This window comes from Pseudomonas sp. 10B238 (assembly GCF_000970615.1).
Classification (GTDB): domain Bacteria; phylum Pseudomonadota; class Gammaproteobacteria; order Pseudomonadales; family Pseudomonadaceae; genus Stutzerimonas.
Genome location: NZ_KQ033931.1, coordinates 15,503 through 35,103, shown reverse-complemented (window position 1 = coordinate 35,103; position 19,601 = coordinate 15,503). Strand labels below are relative to the sequence as shown.

At 61.7% G+C, this 19,601-nt stretch carries 16 protein-coding genes and 1 pseudogene; 14 read left to right on the top strand and 3 right to left on the bottom strand.

All coding sequences use genetic code 11. The features are described from left to right. Positions 1-16 precede the first annotated feature (16 nt). The 7 genes and pseudogenes from RT21_RS23570 to RT21_RS08640 form a co-directional block, all read left to right on the top strand. Positions 17-190, top strand: a pseudogene (locus tag RT21_RS23570) (PhoU domain-containing protein); the annotation flags it as partial. Positions 191-391: 201 nt separating this feature from the next. Further along, positions 392-2,488, top strand: a complete 2,097-nt coding sequence (locus RT21_RS08665) for a molybdopterin oxidoreductase family protein (protein WP_046162427.1) — start codon at positions 392-394, stop codon at positions 2,486-2,488. A gap of 294 nt (positions 2,489-2,782) precedes the next feature. After that, complete coding sequence (locus RT21_RS08660; RefSeq protein ID WP_046162426.1) at positions 2,783-3,892, top strand: NADH:flavin oxidoreductase/NADH oxidase; 1,110 nt, start codon at positions 2,783-2,785, stop codon at positions 3,890-3,892. A gap of 27 nt (positions 3,893-3,919) precedes the next feature. Then, positions 3,920-4,690, top strand: a complete 771-nt coding sequence (locus tag RT21_RS08655; RefSeq protein ID WP_046162425.1) for a tellurite resistance TerB family protein — start codon at positions 3,920-3,922, stop codon at positions 4,688-4,690. 156 nt (positions 4,691-4,846) lie between these two features. Continuing rightward, positions 4,847-5,942, top strand: a protein-coding gene (prfB, locus tag RT21_RS08650; RefSeq protein ID WP_101153256.1) for a peptide chain release factor 2 whose coding sequence is annotated in 2 segments (ribosomal slippage) — positions 4,847-4,918 and positions 4,920-5,942 — 1,095 coding nt in all. Because the reading frame shifts where the segments join, the coding sequence is not laid out codon by codon here. A gap of 194 nt (positions 5,943-6,136) precedes the next feature. Then, positions 6,137-7,639 (top strand): lysine--tRNA ligase, encoded by a 1,503-nt coding sequence (gene lysS / locus RT21_RS08645; RefSeq protein WP_046162424.1) that lies wholly within the window; start codon positions 6,137-6,139, stop codon positions 7,637-7,639. A gap of 284 nt (positions 7,640-7,923) precedes the next feature. After that, the gene (locus RT21_RS08640) at positions 7,924-9,219 is read left to right on the top strand and encodes a flavohemoglobin expression-modulating QEGLA motif protein (RefSeq protein WP_046162423.1); all 1,296 of its coding nucleotides are present in this window, start codon (positions 7,924-7,926) and stop codon (positions 9,217-9,219) included. A 60-nt stretch (positions 9,220-9,279) separates the two neighbouring features. Here the strand turns inward: RT21_RS08640 and RT21_RS08635 are convergent, their stop codons facing one another. From RT21_RS08635 to dctP, 3 genes are all read right to left on the bottom strand, one after another. Continuing rightward, a complete protein-coding gene (locus RT21_RS08635) occupies positions 9,280-10,590 on the bottom strand; it encodes a TRAP transporter large permease (protein WP_045425356.1) in 1,311 nt (436 codons plus the stop codon). Then, entirely contained in the window at positions 10,587-11,126 is a 540-nt protein-coding gene (locus tag RT21_RS08630; RefSeq protein ID WP_046162422.1) for a TRAP transporter small permease subunit, read from the bottom strand. Before RT21_RS08630 ends, RT21_RS08635 begins: the two co-directional genes overlap by 4 nt. A gap of 78 nt (positions 11,127-11,204) precedes the next feature. Continuing rightward, positions 11,205-12,239, bottom strand: coding sequence for a TRAP transporter substrate-binding protein DctP (dctP, locus tag RT21_RS08625; protein ID WP_045425362.1), 1,035 nt, complete (start codon positions 12,237-12,239; stop codon positions 11,205-11,207). Positions 12,240-12,674: 435 nt separating this feature from the next. On the opposite strand from dctP, the gene RT21_RS08620 reads away from it, so the two are divergent. The 7 genes from RT21_RS08620 to RT21_RS08590 all read left to right on the top strand — a co-directional run bounded on the left by RT21_RS08620 (position 12,675) and on the right by RT21_RS08590 (position 19,574). Continuing rightward, positions 12,675-13,193, top strand: coding sequence for a PaaI family thioesterase (locus RT21_RS08620; RefSeq protein ID WP_046162421.1), 519 nt, complete (start codon positions 12,675-12,677; stop codon positions 13,191-13,193). Next, a complete protein-coding gene (locus tag RT21_RS08615) occupies positions 13,186-14,397 on the top strand; it encodes an acyl-CoA dehydrogenase family protein (protein ID WP_046162420.1) in 1,212 nt (403 codons plus the stop codon). The genes RT21_RS08620 and RT21_RS08615 overlap by 8 nt, the downstream gene beginning before the upstream one ends. A 34-nt stretch (positions 14,398-14,431) precedes the next feature. Then, the gene (locus RT21_RS08610) at positions 14,432-15,199 is read left to right on the top strand and encodes an SDR family NAD(P)-dependent oxidoreductase (RefSeq protein ID WP_046162419.1); all 768 of its coding nucleotides are present in this window, start codon (positions 14,432-14,434) and stop codon (positions 15,197-15,199) included. Positions 15,200-15,209: 10 nt separating this feature from the next. Further along, complete coding sequence (locus RT21_RS08605) at positions 15,210-16,280, top strand: phosphotransferase (RefSeq protein WP_046162418.1); 1,071 nt, start codon at positions 15,210-15,212, stop codon at positions 16,278-16,280. Then, entirely contained in the window at positions 16,277-17,080 is an 804-nt protein-coding gene (gene surE, locus RT21_RS08600) for a 5'/3'-nucleotidase SurE (RefSeq protein WP_046162417.1), read from the top strand. Before RT21_RS08605 ends, surE begins: the two co-directional genes overlap by 4 nt. Beyond that, positions 17,080-18,762 (top strand): long-chain fatty acid--CoA ligase, encoded by a 1,683-nt coding sequence (locus RT21_RS08595; protein ID WP_046162416.1) that lies wholly within the window; start codon positions 17,080-17,082, stop codon positions 18,760-18,762. The genes surE and RT21_RS08595 overlap by 1 nt, the downstream gene beginning before the upstream one ends. A 65-nt stretch (positions 18,763-18,827) precedes the next feature. Further along, positions 18,828-19,574 carry a class II aldolase/adducin family protein gene (locus tag RT21_RS08590; RefSeq protein WP_045425379.1) on the top strand — a complete coding sequence of 249 codons (747 nt, stop codon included), beginning with the start codon at positions 18,828-18,830 and terminating at the stop codon, positions 19,572-19,574. Positions 19,575-19,601: the final 27 nt, after the last annotated feature.

Genomic DNA, 19,601 nt, shown 5'->3' with positions numbered 1-19,601 from the left:
AGCCTTAGGTGAGTTTCTGCTGCGTGGAGGCCTTGATCGCGAGCAAGCTCGCTCCTACAACGCGCTGATCAATGCCAATTCCGGGCTCGCGCAGCAGGTGCGCGACGTGGATGAGCAGATCAACCACATGGAGCGCGACATCGACGAAGAGTGCATTCGTATCCTCGCGCGCCGGATAGCGGCTCGCTCCACATCGATGCTGCCAGCTTGTCGGTGGCTCGGTGTTGGGATGTCTCCGGCAGAAAGGCTGCTCTCGCTCCAAGGGTAACGGGCAGCTGACGAAGATCGGTTATCTGAATCGCCCCATATATGCCACGACGTGCATGATTGGCGCCGGCCTGGCTCCGGCCTAGAGTGATTGGATTACAAGAACAATCCTCCGGAGCCTGCGATGAGCGAAACGACCCAGCACCACCGTGCCTGCCACCTGTGCGAGGCTATCTGTGGCCTGACCATCGAAACCCGCGATGAGCAGATCGTCTCCATCAAAGGCGACGCTCAGGACAGCTTCAGTCGCGGTCACATCTGCCCCAAGGCCGTCGCGTTGCAGGACATCCAGAACGATCCGGACCGCCTGCGCCATCCGATGCGTCGTGTCGGCAACGAGTGGCAGGCGATCGAGTGGGACGAGGCGTTTGCGCTGGTCGCCGAGCGCCTGGCTGAGATCCGCAAGCGGCATGGCAATAACGCCGTGGCGGTCTACCAGGGCAACCCCAGCGTGCACAACTACGGGCTGATGACCCACAGCAACTATTTTCTCGGTCAGCTGAAAACCTGCAATCGCTTCTCCGCCACCTCGGTCGATCAGCTGCCCCACCACCTGACCAGCCTGATGATGTACGGCCACGGCCTGCTAATCCCGATTCCAGACATCGACCATACCGATTTCATGCTGATCCTTGGCGGTAATCCGCTGGCCTCCAATGGCAGCATCATGACCGTCCCAGACGTGGAAAAGCGCCTCAAGGCCGTGCAGGCGCGCGGCGGCAAGCTGGTGGTAGTCGATCCGCGCCGTAGTGAAACCGCCGCTATTGCCGATCAGCATGTGTTCGTACGCCCGGGTGAAGATGCGGCGTTGCTGTTCGGCTTGCTCAATACGTTATTCGATGAAGGCCTGACACGTGCCAGCCATCTTCCGGTAGAGGGGCTGGATGAACTCCGAGCCGCGGTTGCGCCGTTCACTGCGGAAGCGATGGGGCCGCGCTGCGGCGTGCCGGCAGGGCAGATTCGACAACTGGCGCGGGCCTTCGCTGCCGCAGACAAAGCGGTCTGCTACGGGCGGATGGGCGTCTCTACTCAGGCGTTCGGGACGCTGTGTCAGTGGCTCGTGCAGTCGATCAACCTGGTGACAGGCAACCTGGATCGTGTGGGCGGCGCGCTTTGCACGGAGCCGGCGGTGGACCTGGTCGCGAGCACCTCAGGTGGGCACTTCAACCGGTGGCAGAGCCGTGTATCGGGCCTGCCGGAATACGGTGGTGAGTTGCCGGTGTCAGCGTTGGCCGAAGAAATGCTCACCGAAGGGGAAGGACAGATTCGGGCGCTGGTCACCGTTGCCGGCAATCCGGTGCTTTCCACGCCGAACGGGCGAAAAATGGAACAGGCGCTGGACGGATTGGAGTTCATGCTCAGCGTCGATTTTTACATCAACGAAACCACCCGCTACGCCGACCTGATCCTGCCGCCGACAGCGCCGCTGGAGCATGATCACTACGACACTACCTTCAACGTCTTCGCCGTGCGCAACGTTACCCGCTTCAACGAGCCGGTTCTCCACAAGCCGGCGGGTGCGCTGCATGACTGGGAAATATTCGTCGGTCTGGCCCGGGCCTTCGCAGCGCGTGTCGGCGCTGAGCTCAAGCCCACCATGGCGCCAGAACAGATGATTGACCGTAGCTTGCGCGCCGGCCCGTATGGCGAAAAAAGCGAGCTCGACTTGAGCCTCTCCAAGCTGCGCGACTATCCACACGGGCTCGATCTCGGTGCGCTGAAGCCGAATCTGGCCAGCCGCTTGAAAACCGAGGGGCAGCGGGTCCAGGCGGCGCCATCGCTGTTCCTCGGTGATCTCCAGCGTTTCGCTGCGGCGACCAGTGTGCCTGCCGGTCAGTTGGTGCTGATTGGGCGCCGTCATGTGCGCAGCAATAACTCCTGGATGCACAACTATCACCGTCTGGTGAAGGGTAAGCCGCGTCATCAGCTGCTGATGAATCCGGCAGATTTGAGCCGACTGGGACTGCTTGACGGTCAGCGCGTGCGGGTGCGCTCGCGGGTTGGCATGATCGAAGTTGAAGTCGCCACCAGCGACGAGATGATGCCCGGTGTGGTCAGCCTGCCGCATGGCTGGGGCCATGGTCGTCCCGGCGTCCAGCTGGAAATCGCCAATCGTCAGCCGGGCGCCAGTGCCAACGACCTTACCGATGAGCGCCAGCTCGATGCTTTGTCTGGAAACGCAGCGCTCAATGGCGTGCCGGTCGAGGTTGAGGCGGCGTAACTGAAGGCGTTGGTTGATCGGGGCGGGCAACCGATCTCCTGATGCTCTAACTCTTTCTAGACAAGCTGGAGCCCGAAGCCCGCGGCATTAGCCAACGTTGCGCGCGGCGCCGCCCCGGATGCATCTTCACGTTGTGCGGGCGTTGCGCCGCACCGGTGAAGGGATTTTGCTCGCGCACAGCTTGCAACACCCCGTCACCGATTCTTCGGCAAACACAGTCCAAGCCGGGCAAAGTCACCGAAACAGTCTGTACTGAAGGATGTCCAAAACGCATCCCATGCAGTCGAGGTTTCCATGACACAGCTCTTCCAGCCGCTCACCCTGCGCCAGCTGACCCTGCCCAATCGTATTGCCGTATCGCCCATGTGCCAGTACTCGGCAAAGGCTGGCATGGCCAACGATTGGCATCTGGTGCACCTGGGCAGTCGTGCGGTGGGTGGCGCGGGGCTGGTGATTATCGAGGCAACTGCAGTTACAGCCAACGGGCGGATTTCGCCAGAGGATCTGGGCATATGGTCGGATGAGCACGTGGAGCCGCTGCGGCGTATTACGCGCTTCATCGAGGCTCAGGGTTCGGTCGCGGGCATTCAGCTGGCGCATGCTGGCCGCAAGGCCAGCACCTGGCAGCCGTGGCTAGGACGCCACGGTAGCGTTCCCATCGCCGCTGGAGGCTGGACACCCGTGGGGCCGTCGACCATTGCCTTCGATCCGGAGCATGCGGTGCCCACTGCGCTCGATGACGCAGGGATCGCAGACGTCATCCAGGCATTCGTTCGTGCCGCCGAGCGTTCCCTGGCGGCGGGCTTCAAGATCGCAGAGATACACGCTGCCCACGGCTACTTACTGCATCAGTTTCTCTCACCGCTTTCCAACCAGCGTCAGGATGGCTATGGCGGTTCGTTTGAAAACCGCATTCGGCTGCTACTGGAGGTTACCCAGGCGGTGCGCACCGTATGGCCGGAGGAGCTGCCGCTATTCGTTCGCCTGTCGGCAACCGACTGGGTTCAGGACGGATGGAATTCGGAAGAAACCGTCGAACTGGCGCGTCGGCTGAAGACGCTGGGCGTCGACTTGATCGACGTATCGTCCGGCGGTACAGCGGTCAACGCCGAGATTCCCGTTGGGCCGGGTTACCAAACCCAGTTTGCCGAGCAGGTCCGCCGCGAAGCGGGTATCGCCACTGGCACGGTCGGCATGATCACCGAGGCGGTCCAGGCCGAACACATTCTGCGCACCGGTCAGGCGGACCTGATCCTGCTCGCCCGCGAGCTGCTGCGCGACCCTTACTGGCCGCTGCACGCGGCCGAAGATCTGCGTGATAACTCGGTGCCCTGGCCTGCCCAATATGTACGTGCAGCCCATCGTAATACGCCGATCCGGCAGGTCCCCGATTCGCTCGACTAACCCCTCCATTCGTAAGCAGGAAATATTATGAAAGCCTCCGGTTTGCTCGATCAGCTGCTCAAGTCTGGGCAGGACCTTCTACAAAAACAGCAAAACTCCGTTACGCCTCCAGGCGCTCCGAAGGGCAGCAGCAGCGGCTCGCTCGGTGACATGCTTTCCGGCGCAGGCGGACCGCTTGGCAGCTTGCTCGGAGGTGCGGGCGGCGGTGGGAAAGGCGCGCTGGCAACCGGCGCGCTTGGCATGTTGCTCGGTAGCCGACGAGGGCGCCGCATGGGTGGCAAGGCCGTCACTTATGGAGGCCTGGCCGCGCTCGGCATGCTGGCCTACAAAGCCTACGGCAACTGGCAGGCACAACAGGCGCAGCAGGGTGGGGCCGGGGTGAATCAGCCGAACCCCGTTCAGACCGAGCCAAAGACCGTGGACCGACTGCCACCCGAGCAAGTGGAAGAGCACAGCCGGGGCATCCTCAAGGCGCTGGTCGCCGCGGCCAAAGCCGACGGACACGTCGACGAGCAGGAACGCAAGTTGATCGAGGCCGAACTGGCCCAGCTCACTGATGACCCAGCTTTGCAGCATTGGCTTGAAGCCGAGCTGAACAAACCACTCGATCCGGTCGACGTCGCCGCGGCTGCTACCACGCCCGAAATGGCGTCGGAGATGTATATCGCCAGCGTGCTGATGGTGGACGAGGAACAGTTCATGGAGCGTGCCTACCTGGACGAACTGGCCCGCCAGTTGAAACTCGAAGCGGGGCTGAAGGCCGAGCTGGAAAGCCAAGTGCGCGGCGTCTCCGCCTGACCGCATGCGGGGCGGTCACTGGGCCGCCTCCGCTCGTTCCTAAACTAAGTCCGCTTGACTTTTGCCGCTCCGGCGGTCCCGTGTGGGCTGTCAGCGGCGGCCTGCTGCGCTATAATCGCCGGCTTTTCGCACCGTCCGATTGAGAGCTGCCGACCTATGGAAATCAACCCGATCCTCAACAGCATCAAGGACCTGTCCGAGCGCACCCAGTCAATTCGGGGGTATCTTTGACTACGATCAGAAGCATGATCGTCTCGTCGAAGTAAACCGCGAACTCGAAGACCCCAACGTCTGGAACAAGCCTGAGTACGCCCAGAACCTGGGCCGCGAGCGCGCCACCCTGGCGCAGATCGTCGAGACCATCGACGACCTGGAGGGCGGCCTGGCCGATTCCCGCGATCTGCTCGACATGGCTGTCGAAGAAGACGACCAGAGCGCCGTGGACGATGTCGCCGCCGAACTCGACCGCCTGCGCGGCATCCTCGAAGGGCTGGAATTCCGTCGTATGTTCAGCGGCGAAATGGACCCCAACAACGCCTACCTCGACATCCAAGCCGGCTCTGGCGGCACCGAAGCCCAGGACTGGGCCAACATCCTGCTGCGCATGTACCTGCGCTGGGCCGACAAGCGCGGTTTCAGCGCCGAGATTGTCGAGCTGTCCGAGGGCGAAGTCGCCGGTATCAAGGGCGCCACTGTGCACATCAAAGGCGAGTACGCCTTTGGTTGGTTGCGCACCGAGATCGGCGTGCACCGCCTGGTGCGCAAGAGCCCGTTCGACTCTGGCGCCCGCCGCCACACCTCATTCTCAGCAGTGTTCGTCTCGCCCGAGATCGACGACAGGGTCGAGATCGACATCAATCCGGCCGACCTGCGCATCGACACCTACCGCTCTTCCGGTGCTGGTGGTCAGCACGTCAACACCACCGACTCGGCGGTACGTATTACCCACGTACCAACCAACACGGTGGTGGCCTGCCAGAACGAGCGTTCCCAGCACGCGAACAAGGACACCGCCATGAAAATGCTGCGGGCCCGGTTGTACGAGCAGGAAATGCAGAAGCGCAACGCGGCCTCCCAGGCGCTGGAAGACACCAAATCCGATATCGGCTGGGGTCATCAGATTCGCTCCTATGTGCTCGACGACTCGCGCATCAAGGATTTGCGTACCGGCGTGGAACGTAGCGACTGCCAGAAGGTGCTGGACGGCGACATCGACCAGTACCTCGAAGCCAGTCTGAAGCAAGGGCTTTAACGCTACTGAGCTTGGCCAGCGTGGGTGGGCTGAAGCGGAATGCCGCCCGGCCCACCCAACTCGAGTTCCAGTGTCCAGATGTAGGGTGGGCTTCAGCCCACCAAAACAGGGGCAGGCCATGGTGGGCTGAAGTGAAACGCCTTCCAACACACCCTCCCCGGGATTCATTCATTCGATCCAGGCATTTTTAAACCATGAGCGAACAACCGCTGAACCAGCACGCCATCCACGAGGAAGAAAACAGCCTGATCCTTCAGCGCAAGGAAAAACTGGCTGCCGAACGCGCCAAGGGCAACGTTTTCCCCAACGACTTCCGTCGCGACAGCTATTGCAATGACCTGCAGCAGAAGTACGTCGACAAGACCAAGGAAGAGCTGGCTGAAGCGGCGATCCCGGTAAAGGTTGCCGGACGCATCATGCTCAACCGCGGCGCCTTCATGGTCCTGCAAGACATGACAGGGCGCATCCAGGTCTACGTCAATCGTAAGACGCTGCCGGCCGATACTCTGGAAGCGATCAAGCATTGGGACCTGGGCGACATCATCGCCGCTGAAGGCACCCTGGCGCGTTCAGGCAAGGGCGATCTTTATGTCGAGATGACCGACGTACGCCTGCTGACCAAATCGCTACGTCCGCTGCCGGACAAGCACCACGGCCTGACCGACACCGAGCAGCGCTACCGCCAGCGTTATGTCGACCTGATCGTCAACGAGGAGACTCGCCACACCTTCCGCGTGCGTTCGCAGGTGATCGGCCATATTCGCAAGTTCCTCAACGAGCGCGACTTCCTCGAAGTCGAAACGCCGATGCTGCAGACCATCCCCGGTGGCGCCGCGGCCAAGCCGTTCGAAACTCACCACAATGCGCTGGACCTGCCGATGTTCCTGCGTATCGCGCCGGAGCTGTACCTCAAGCGCCTGGTGGTCGGTGGCTTCGAGCGTGTCTTCGAGATCAACCGCAACTTCCGTAACGAAGGCGTTTCGACCCGGCATAACCCCGAGTTCACCATGCTCGAGTTCTACCAGGCCTACGCCGACTACGAAGACAACATGGACCTCACCGAAGAGCTGTTCCGCGAGCTGGCGCAGCTGGTCCTGGGCAGTACAGATGTGCCGTACGGCGACAAGCTGTTCCACTTCGGCGAGCCCTTCGCCCGGCTCTCGGTGTTCGATGCGATTCTGAAGTACAACCCCGAAATCAGCGCCGCCGACCTGCAGGACATCGACACCGCCCGCGCCATCGCCAAAAAGGCCGGCGCCAAGGTGCTCGGCTTCGAAGGGCTGGGCAAGCTGCAGGTGATGATTTTCGAGGAGTTGGTCGAGCACAAGCTGGAGCAGCCGACCTTCATCACCCGTTACCCGTTCGAAGTCTCGCCGCTGGCGCGTCGCAGCAACGACGACCCAAGCGTCACCGACCGCTTCGAGCTGTTCATCGGCGGCCGTGAAATTGCCAACGCTTATTCCGAGTTGAACGATGCAGAGGACCAGGCCGAGCGCTTCCACGCGCAGGTCCGCGACAAGGACGCTGGCGACGACGAGGCCATGCATTTCGATGCCGACTTCGTCCGCGCGCTGGAATACGGCATGCCGCCGACAGCGGGCGAAGGCATCGGCATCGACCGTCTGGTGATGCTGCTGACCAACTCGCCATCGATCCGCGACGTGATCCTGTTTCCGCACATGCGTCCCGAAGTCTGACCATGGCGCGCAGCCGCTCGGATGTTCGGTCGAGCGGCCGTCTTACCCACGCTGTGATTTGAGGTCGCGGCGCGGGTTACAAGGGAGACTCCGCCAAGGTCATGCTCAGGCCTAAGCGGCATCGCTGGGGTTACCCAGCTGGCCTCTTCGGCCGGGTTCAGATCGGTCGATGTCCGCCGACACACTTCCATACGCTTAGCGGGCCGTTCGCGAACCGGGCACGGATTGCCATGGCCCGCTGGTGTATAACTTGAAGGCGACGGCTCATCACTGACGAGGTACGGATGAATACCCGCAACAACCTGGATGAATACCAACTCACGGTGCGCGGCCTGTCCGATCGCATCGTCGAGGCGCAAACCCCGGTGCGGGTGCTCGATGCGGTGAAGTGGGACGATAACGTCCGCCAGGGCTTTTTCGCCGCCGGCGGCCGTGAGCTGCCCAAGGTCGACCGCGCCTACTACGAGGGCCGTCCGCTGGGCTTCGATTCCAGCGCCAAGAAGGAAGAGTTCCAGAACATCGAGCGCGACATCACCCGTCAGCTGGGGCAATTCAACCCGGTCGGGCAGATCATGCGACGCATGTGCAAGGAATACCGCATGGTGATCCGCATGCTCGAGGCCCGCGGCACCGCCGATTTCGGCCTGATTTCCCAAGAGCTTTATGGTGCCGCTTCGGACGCCTTCCATGCCGGTGATCCGACGCTCGCCGACCTCGGGCTGATGCTTTCCGATTACCTGAACAATATCGCCGACCGCGGCGACCTGAAAGACGAAGCCAAAACGCTCAACGCCCCGCAGGCGGTGGACATGCTCCAGCGTCGCCTGGACTTGGTGTTCGGTGAAGGCGAGGGCGTGATCCGGGTGTTCGAGTCCGACGGCATCCTCGCCGATGCCGCCGCTGGCGCCGATTACATCAAAATCCGCAGCGATGCGATGTTCAACGAACGCGACGTGCGTGCGCTGGAGGTCCACGAGGGGCTGGTGCATGTCGGCACCACGCTCAACGGGCAAAACCAGCCGATCTGCACCTTCCTCGCCAAGGGGCCGCCGTCGTCGACGGTGACCCAGGAAGGCCTCGCAATCCTGATGGAAGTCATCGCATTCGCGTCTTACCCGACCCGCCTGCGCAAGCTCACCAACCGCACCCGCGCCATCCACATGGCCGAAGAGGGCGCGGATTTTCTGGATGTGTTCGGCTTCTTCCGTGAGCAGGGTTATTCGGAGGAAGACAGCTACGGCAATGCCAGCCGCGTCTTCCGCGGGTCGACGCCCGATGGCTTGCCCTTCACCAAGGACCTGTCCTATCTCAAGGGCTTCATCATGATCTACAACTACATCCAGCTGGCGGTGCGCAAGGGCAAGCTGGAGCAGATTCCGCTGCTGTTCTGTGGCAAGACCACGCTGGAAGACATGCGCACCCTGCGCCAGTTGGTCGAGGAGGGCATGGTGGTGCCGCCCAAGTATCTGCCACAACAGTTTCAGGACCTGAATGCGCTGTCGGCCTGGATGTGTTTTTCCAACTTCCTCAATCACCTGAGCCTGGATCGGATCGAAGCGGATTACGCCAATATCATCTGACCGGAGCGCACAAAAAAGCCGGAGCTTTCGCTCCGGCTTTTTCGTTTCAGCGACCCGTCGTCAGAACAGCGTATTCGGCAGGTAGGTTGCGATCTCCGGGAATAGCATGATGATGCCCATGCCAATGATGTTGACGATCACGAAGGGTATGACCGACCAGTAGATGTCTTTCATGGTGATGCCGGGCGGCACGATGCCTTTGAGGTAGAACAGGTTGAACCCGAACGGTGGCGTCATGTAGCCGATTTCCATGTTGATCACGAACAGCACGCCGAACCAGATCGGATCGAAGCCGAGTGAAGCGACGATTGGCAGGAATACCGGCAGTGTGATCAGCATGATGCCGACGGGGTCGAGCAGCATGCCCATGACAAAGACGATCGCCATCATGACGATGATGATGGCCCAGCGGCCCCCAGGCAGATCCATCATCAGCCCTTCGATCAGCGACTGCGCGCCCATGCCCTGATAGGCCGAGCTGAACGCGTGGGCGGCGAACAGGATCCAGGCGATCATGCCGGTCAGTTTGAACGTGCGAATGGCGGCTTCCTGCAGGACCGGCCAGTTCAGCTTGCGGTAGACGGCAGCGGAGATCAGCGCGCCGAATACACCCATTGCGGCTGCCTCGGTCGGGGTCGTCAAGCCGCCAATGATCGAGCCGAGCACCATGACGACGATGCCGATGGGCAGCAGCACTGCACGTATCGCGCGCAGCTTGTCGCCCCAACTGCCTCGCTCTTCCTTAGGCAGTGCGGGTGCCAGATGGGGCTGCAGGAACGAGCGCACCAGCACGTAGGTAACGGTCAGCGCGACCAGTAGCAGACCCGGCAAGACGCCTGCCGCGAACATCTTGCCGACCGACTGGCCGCTGATCATCGCGTAAAGGATCATCATGATGCTTGGTGGAATCAGGATGCCCCAGCCGCCGCCGGTGTTGATGCAGCCGAGCACCATTCGTTTGTCGTAGCCGCGTTCGAGCATCGCAGGCAAGGCAATGGTGCCCATCGCCACGACCGCCGCGCCGCTGATACCGACCATGGCACCGAACACCGCGCAGATCCCCAGCGTGCCGATTGCCAGCCCGCCACGCATGCCGCCGCACCACAGGTGCATCATGCGATAGAGGTCGCGTGCTACGCCGGTTCGTTCGAGCAGCATGGCCATGAATACGAAGAGCGGAATGGCGACCAGCGTGAAGCTTTCCATGGTGCCCCACATCTGCGAGGCGACCATATAGAAGGCGTCAACGCCCCAGGTGAAGTAAAGGAACAGCACCGAGACACCGCCCAACACAAAGGCCAGCGGCAAGCCGAGTACCAGAAAGAAGACCAGTGTCAGGAAGAACAGCAGCGTGGTGATTTCGATGCTCATTGCGCATCCCCCGCGTGACTGGTGTTGCTGGGTGATTCATGTCCTAGCGCAATAAGGATGTCCTGCAGCAGCTTGGCGATCCCCTGCAGCAACAACAGCAAGGTGCCCAGTGGGATCATCGCCTTGATCGGCCAGACCGGCGGATTCCAGGCGGAGTAGGAGGTTTCCATCCCTTGAACCGACTCCCAGGCCATAGAGCTGCCGAAATACAGCAGTGCAGCCATGAACAAAAAAAACATGCTTGAGGTGAAGATATCGACCCAAGCGCGTGTGCGCGGACCGAAGGAGGCGTAGAGCAAATCCACATTGACGTGGTCCCGGTGCGCCATGACATAGCCGCCAGACAGCACGACATAGGCCCCGAACAGCATCTGTCCGAGTTCGTTGGTCCAGGAGGTCGGGCTCGAGAACAGATAGCGCATGAAGACTTCGAGCAGCAGCAGCATGAAAATCAGGAAGATCAGATAGGCCACCCAGCGGCCAATGAATTCGTTGAGCCGGGTGATGCCGTTGATGTAGGCATGAATCAGGCGCATGACAGGCCCCACGAGCAAGGATTGAGCGAATCGCACCCCCGGCGCGTGATCGCGCCGAGGATGGGTCAGGCGAGGGGTTTACTGGTAGCCGAGGTCACTGAGGAAAGTCTTGAGCTTTTGCAGGGCTTCGGCCGACTTGTCACTGCGTTTGCCTTCTTCTTCCCAGGTCTTCTTCGCAACTTCGCGGAGCCGAGCCTGAACGTCTTCCGGCAATACGTTGACCGTTACGCCCTGTTCCTTGATGGCTTTCTGCAGGGCGATCTGTTCCTGATACAGATACTCGTTGGTGCGATACCAGAACTGCTCATCGAGGATCTGTTTGACGATCTCCTGGTCGCGCTCGGACAGCTTGTCCAGCGCTTTCTGGCTGATGATGATCACATCTGTGCCGGCGATGTTCAGTGCTGGCCGCACGTGATTCTTCGCCACTTCGTAGAAGCTCATGCTGGCGGCACCTTGCACGGCACCCCAATGGGCACCGTCAACTACGCCGGTATCGAGCGCCGGGTACAGTTCGCCGCCAGGCAGATAGGTGGTCGAAGCACCAGCCTCGTCGAGAAACTTCTGCAGCGCACCGGATGAACGAATCTTCAGCTTGGTGAAATCCTCCCAGCTGTTGATCGGCTTCTTCACCACCATTTCAGTTGGGTAGACCTTGTCGGTCGACCAGTACACGCCGTGTTGCGCGGCTTCTTCACGAAGCATGTCCTCGAAGCCCATCTGCTTATGGAAGTACGCAGCCTCCCAGACATTCTGGAAAGCGAAGGGCAGGCCGGAGGCGATACCGGCGAGCGTCATCTTGTCCTGTGCGTAACCGGGGGAGATGGTGCCCATCTGGACGATACCGCGGCTGACGGCATTGAAGGTTTCCTGCGGCTTGAACAGCGCGCCGGACTCGAACAGTTGCAACTCCAGACGACCATCGGTGCGCCGCTCGATTTCGTTTTTGAGTCTGACGAGGCTGTCTTGATAGGAACTGCTGGCACTCGGCCAATGCGATTGCACGCGCCATTTGGTGACGTCTTGTGCGGCCGCCATCTGCGGAGCCATGGCGGAAACCGCCAGTGCTACCAGACCGGCGGGAACGAGTAGCTTTTTGAGCATGGATTTCATAACGCGTCCTCTTGTTGTAATTGTCTGGCTGAGGCCATCTTTGTATCACGTGCGTCGCATGCTTGTTTCGCACAGCAGAACTGACTTTTGCAGAGCTGATCGAAAGCTAACATAGCGCGGGGCTTTTTCAAGCGCTAGCAGAAGGCTATCGCGGCCTTTCTCGATAAAGAGTTCGGCGTCCTGCGACTGGCTAATCGTTGCCTGTCCAGCAAAGGTTGAGCTTAGACGGTTCTGTTTGTGGGGCATCATAATTCTGCCTGATGGAACTGGATTCCGAATTGACGCAATGTTTCAAGCATGCCAGCTTCAAAAAGAAGAGGACTCCCCACAAAAACAATCGAGAGGACTCGCCATGCGCCTCGACGCAAGAGACACCCAGACGCAAGGTCCACGCTCCGGTTCTGCAGCTGCCTACGGCTATGCGGTAGTGACGCGATGAAAGGGCAGGAAACGGAGCTGCCGGTCGACGACAGCCGGACCAATCATTTGCCCATCAGTGGAGGCAGCGACCTGCCTGGCTTTCATCAAGTGCTTGGCTATCGTCAGGTGTCCTGGACCGAAGACGAAGCCGTGATCGAGCTCGATGTGCAGGCCTGCCATCTGAATATGGCCGGCGTGCTTCATGGCGGCGTGATGACTGCGCTGCTGGATGTGGTGCTCGCGGAGGCTGGCACCTATTGCCCTTATCCGGGACGCGTTCGCAAGGCCATCACCCTGGTGCTCAACACCACCTTCACCGGCCAATGCTCGGGCGGTGTGATACGCGCCATTGGTCGGCGACGGGCCGGTGGGACACGCATTTTCAATAGCTCGGGTGAGGTGCGCGACGCGGACGATCGCCTGCTGGCGATTGGCGAGGCGACCTTCCGGCTACGCTCTGGCAGCGAACAGGCGCAAGGCGTGCCTGTGGATTTCCTCGTGCCCAACAACAAGAAGGAAGACGGCGATGTATGAACTGACCGGCAAGGCGCTGGAACTCCAGCAGCAACTCACGGCGTTCATGGATGAACATATCTACCCGAACGAACACGTCTTTCACGAGCAGGTCGCCACCGCCAGCAACCGCTGGGCACCACCGCCGATCCTCGAGGAATTGAAGCTCAAGGCCCGAGCGCAAGGTTTGTGGAATCTGTTCCTGCCGGAAAGCGAACACGGCGCCGGACTGACCAATTTCGAGTATGCGCACCTCTGCGAAATCATGGGCCGCTCCCATGTCGCCGCCGAGGTGTTCAACTGCTCAGCGCCGGATACCGGCAACATGGAAGTCCTGGCGCGCTACGGCACGCCCGAGCAGCAGGAACAGTGGCTCAAGCCGTTGCTCAATGGCGAGATTCGCTCCTGCTTCTCCATGACCGAACCCGAGGTTGCGTCATCCGACGCGACCAATATCGCCTGCGAGATTCGCCGTGAAGGCGACGAGTATGTGATCAATGGGCAGAAGTGGTGGTCGTCGGGCGCGATGACTACCACCTGCAAGATAGCCATCGTCATGGGCAAGACCGATCCCTCGGCCGAGCGGCACCGGCAACAGTCGATGATCCTCGTACCGCTGGATACGCCTGGCGTCGAGATCGTCCGTGCGCTCCACGTGTTCGGTTACGACCACGCGCCTCATGGCCATGCTGAAATCCATTACAACAATGTCCGGGTGCCTGCCAGCAACATGCTGCTCGGCGAGGGCCGCGGCTTCGAAATCGCCCAAGGGCGGCTCGGCCCAGGGCGCATCCACCATTGCATGCGCACCATCGGCGTAGCCGAGCGGGCCTTGCAAGCCATGTGCGAGCGAGTGCATTCGCGTGTCGCGTTTGGTAAGCCGCTGGCTGACTTCGACTCGATCCGCAAGGACATCGCCCGGTCCCGTATCGAAATCGAACAGACTCGCCTGCTGACGCTGAAGGCGGCACGCATGATGGACACCGTTGGCAACAAGGTGGCGCGTCAGGAGATCGCGATGATCAAGGCCGCCGCACCGAGCATGGCGCTGCGCGTGCTGGACCGCGCGATTCAGGTCCATGGCGCCAAGGGTGTCTGCCAGGACAGCTTCCTGGCAGCAGCCTGGGCGCACCAACGAACCCTGCGGCTGGCCGACGGCCCGGACGAGGTGCACCTGGACACCATTGCCAAACTGGAACTGAAGAACTACGCCAGCAAGCGCTGAGCCTCCACCAAAACAACAAGAAGGATGCCGTCCGATGACCAATCCCTTATTCGACCTGTCTGGAAAGGTGGCGCTGATCACGGGTTCCACTCGCGGTATCGGTCGCTCCATTGCCGGAGAAATGGCCCGTTGCGGCGCGCGGGTGGTGATTTCCAGCCGCAAGGCCGACGCCTGCGAGGCCGTTGCTGCCGAGCTGAACGCGGCTGGCTTCGAGGCCATCGCCGTGCCCTGCCACGTGGGGCGCAAGGAAGACCTGCAACGGCTGGTCGACACCACTTTGCAGACCTGGGGGCGCATAGACGTGCTGGTCTGCAACGCGGCTACCAACCCGGTTTACGGTCCCACCAGCGAGCTGACCGACGACGCCTGGGACAAGATCATGGACACCAACGTCAAGGGCACCTTCTGGCTGTCCAACATGGTGCTGCCGCAAATGGCCGAGCGTGGCGAAGGCGCGGTCATCATGCTTTCCAGCATTGCGGGATTGCGCGGCAATACGGTGATCGGCACCTACGGCGTATCCAAAGCAGCCGAAGCGGCACTGGCGCGTAACCTGGCGGCGGAGTGGGGGCCAAAGGGCATCCGCGTCAACGCCATCGCGCCGGGGCTGGTGCGTACCGATTTCGCCAAGGCATTGCTCGATGATCCGGAGCGGGTTCGCCGCGCCGCCGAAAAGACACCGCTGCGCCGTATCGGTGAGCCGGTGGACATCGCCGGTCTCGCGGTCTTCCTGGCCGCGCCCGCCAGCGCCTATATCACTGGGCAGGTGATCGTCGCCGATGGTGGCGAAACCGCATGTTGAGGGCGCAACGATGAACGAACCCGAGCTGATCGACGTGCTGCCGGCGCATCGATTCGACGAGGCGGCCCTGGCTCGATACCTGCGCGAGCATCTGCCGCAGATGGCTGGCGATCTACTGGTCCGCCAGTTTCAGGGCGGCCAGTCCAACCCCACCTATCTTCTGGAAAGCGCCGGGCGCCGTTACGTGCTGCGCAAGAAACCGCCGGGCAAGGTGCTGCCCTCGGCGCATATGGTCGAACGCGAATACAAGGTGATCCGCGCGCTCTCCGAACACAGCAGCGTGCCGGTGCCCTCTGTGCATCTGCTGTGCGAAGACGAAAGCATCATCGGCACCGCGTTCTACGTAATGGACCATATTGAAGGACGAATCTTTAGTCACCCGGCCCTGGACGAATTGCCGGTCGCCGAACGCCAATCGATCCACCTGGCTGCTATCGATACGCTGGCCGCGCTGCATCAGGTCGACGTTGAAGCGGCGGGGTTGAGCGATTTCGGCAAGGCTCAGGGCTATTTCGCCCGTCAGGTGAAACGTTGGTCCGGTCAGTATCAGGCGTCTCGCACCGGCGACATGCCGGCGATGGAACATCTGATGCAATGGCTGCCGGAGCAGGTCCCGCAGCATGACGAATGCGCCATTGCCCACGGTGACTACCGCCTCGGCAATCTGATCTTCGCGCCGGGCGAGGCGAAGGTCGCGGCGATTCTGGATTGGGAGCTGTCCACCGTCGGCCATCCGCTGGCGGATCTCGCCTACTTCTGCCTGCCGTATCACCTGCCAGCCGGCGTCGACGGTTTGCGTGGTCTGATTGGCATCGATCTGCGGGCGCAGGGTATTCCGTCAGAGCACGAGGTGCTGCAACGGTATTGCCTGAAGAGCGGGCGTGACGGCATCGACGACTGGCATGTGTTCGTGGCGTTTTCACTGTTCCGGCTCGCGGCGATCCTGCAGGGCGTGTACGCGCGAGCCCTGCAGGGCAATGCCAGCAATGCCGATGCGTTGCAGGTTGGCCAGCGTGCCGGTCTCTTGGCTGAGGCGGGCTGGCGGATCGCCCAGCGTGGCAATAGCGGGGTGGTGGCATGAGCAACCCATTATTACGGCGCGTTCTTCTGACCAATGACGACGGTATCGCCGCGCCGGGTTTGGCACTGCTCGAGCGAATTGCCGCGCAACTGGCCGAGGAAGTCTGGGTGGTCGCACCCGAGCACGACCAGAGCGGCACGGGCCAGGGCATTTCGGTGCATGCGCCGTTGCGGGTGTACCACCACGGTGAACGCCGCTTCGCCGTCTCCGGCACGCCGTCGGACTGCGTGATGTTTGCCATGGCCGAATGGCTGCAGGACGCGCCGCCTGATCTGGTGCTGTCCGGCGTCAACAGCGGGGCGAACATCGGCGACTCGGTGCCTTATTCCGGCACCCTTGGCGCGGTGCTCAGTGCTGATCTGCTGGGGGTGCCGGCTATCGGTCTGAGCCAGGCCTTCCTTGATCGAACCGCCATCGACTGGTCAAGCGTCGAGCGCTACGCCGCGGCCACCATCCGTGCGCTGTGGGCACGTCGCGAAGAGAACGGCTGCTGCTGGAACGTGAATTTCCCGGCGTGCTCGGCTGACCTTGTCAGCCATCTGCGAATGACCCGTCAGTCCCATGGCTCGATCACCCGGCCGCGTTTGCAGGCGGGCCATGACGGGCGAGGCTTGCCGTACTGGTGGCTTGGCTTCGAGCACTCATCGGCTCACCTCACGGACCCCGAACTCGACGTCGCAGCGCTGCGCGAGAAGCGCATCGCCATCACCCCGCTGCGCGAAACCCGTGCCTGGCTCGAATGGGGCGAAGAATGGGCTGTGGCCGATCTGGCCAACAATTGCGATTCAGGAGTTCTGTAATGTTCACTCGTCATCATGCGGTCTGGCCTGACGATCTGCCCAAGCACCTGAGCGTGCCGGAAACCAGCCTGTTCACTAATCTCGAGATCTCAGCGCGGCGTTTTCCCGACAAGCCAGCCATCGTCTATTACGACACCCTGATCACCTATACCGAACTCCTGCGCGAGGTGGAGGCGCTGGCCGGTTACCTTCAGCATCTGGGCGTGGAAAAAGGCGATCGGGTACTGCTGTACATGCAGAACTCCCCGCAATTCACCATCGCCTATTATGCGATTCTGCGCGCGGATGCCGTGGTGATCCCGGTAAACCCGATGAACCACAGCGCCGAGCTGGAGCACTACCTGCACGACACGGGCGCGGCCGTATGTATTTGCGGACAGGAGCTGACCGGCTTCATCGCACCGCTGGTCGGCACGGCGCAGCTGCGTCAGGTAATCGTTGCGGCCTATTCGGAGTATGTCCGCCAGCCCACCGACCTGGCGCTGCCGGCCGAAGTGCAGGCGCCCGTCGCCGCGCCGACGTTCTCAGGCGGCACCGCCTGGCGCGAGGCTATCGCGGCCGGCCACGCACCCGGTCCGCACACGGCCGGTCCGGACGATCTCTGTGTGTTCCCTTACAGCTCCGGCACCACTGGCGCGCCCAAGGGCTGCATGCATACCCATCGTTCGGCGATGGCGACCATCATCCATCGCATCATCTGGACCAACAGCACCAGCGAATCGGTAATCCTCGCGACACTGCCGTACTTTCATGTCACGGGCATGCAGGGCGCCATGAGCGGGCCGATCTACAACGGCGGCACCGCCGTGATCATGACCCGCTGGGACCGCAAGGTTGCGGCCCAACTGATCGAGCGCCACGCCGTGACCGGCTGGGTGAATATCGCCACGATGGCCATCGACTTTCTCTCCGATCCGGACCTGGAGCGCTACAACCTGTCCAGCCTGGTCAGCGTCGGCGGCGGTGGCGCCGCGATGCCCAAGGCGGTTGAGGAGAAGCTGCATCGGCTTACCGGCCTACGTTACATCGAAGGCTATGGGCTTTCCGAAACCATCGCGGCCACCCATATCAACCCGGTGCCGCGACCCAAGGCGCAGTGCCTCGGGATTCCGGTATTCGACGTCGACAGCCGCGTCATCGATCTGAATACCGGGCAAGAGCTTGGCCCAGATGAAGTAGGCGAAATCATCAGCCGTGGGCCGCAGCTGTTCCAAGGTTACTGGAACCGTCCGGAAGAGACCGAGCGCGCTTTCATCGAACTGGACGGCCACAGGTTTTTCCGCACCGGCGACATGGGCTACTACGATGAAGAGGGCTATTTCTTCCTGGTAGACCGGGTCAAGCGGATGATCAATGCGTCCGGCTTCAAAGTCTGGCCGTCGGAAGTGGAAAGCCTGATGTATCGCCACCCGGCGATCCAGGAGTGCTGCGTGATCTCGCGGCCCGACCCCAAGCGCGGTGAGACGGTCAAGGCATGCGTCGTGCTGCGCGATGGGCAGGCCGGGCAGGTCAGCGAGCAGGACATCATCGACTGGTGCAAGGCGGAAATGGCGGCGTACAAGGCGCCGGTCTACGTGGAGTTCGTCGCATCGTTGCCGCGGTCCTCCACGGGCAAGCTCATGTGGCGTGCACTGCAGGAAGAAGAAAACCGCAAACACGCCGCCAGCACCGAGCAGGCCTGACGGCAGCGAAGCCATTGCAAGGCCACGCGCCGGCTGGCGCCTTCGAAATCAACGGAGCAGATGCTATGCAAGATTCAACCGCTACGAACCGGGAAGCCGAATGGCAGGTGCGCAAGGATCTGGCGGCGGCCTATCGACTGGTCGCGCATTTTGGCTGGGATGACCTGGTGTTCACCCATCTCTCCGCCCGCGTACCCGGGCCGGAACACCATTTTCTGATCAACCCCTACGGTCTGCTGTTTCAGGAGATCACCGCCTCGTCGCTGGTCAAGGTCGATCAGGAGGGGCAGATCGTTCAGAGCGGCAGCCTGCATCGGGTCAACCCGGCCGGTTTCACCATCCACAGCGCGGTACACATGGGCCGCGAAGATGCGGGCGCGGTCATGCACCTTCATGCCGCCGACGGCGTCGCGGTTTCGGCGCATCGCGATGGGCTCCTGCCGCTGAGCCAGACGGCCATGCTCTGCCTCGATCACCTCTGTTATCACGAGTACGAAGGCGTCGCGCTGGACCTGAGTGAGCGCGAGCGGCTGATCCGCGACCTCGGTGACAAGCGAATGATGATGCTGCGCAACCACGGCGTGCTGACGGCAGGCGGCACGGTCGCCGAAGCCTTCACCTACCTCTATTTTCTGATGAAGGCCTGCGAGATTCAGGTGCGCGCTCAGGCCTGCGGCCCGACCCATATGCCTTCAGCGGCTGCCATCGAGACGACTCGCCAGCAATCGGCCGAGCTGGGTAGCGCCGCCAAACTGACCTGGCCCGCATTGTTGCGTCTGCTGGAAGCCAATGGTCATGTCTATGCGATATAGCGCTACGCTAGCGCGCTCCGGACGTCT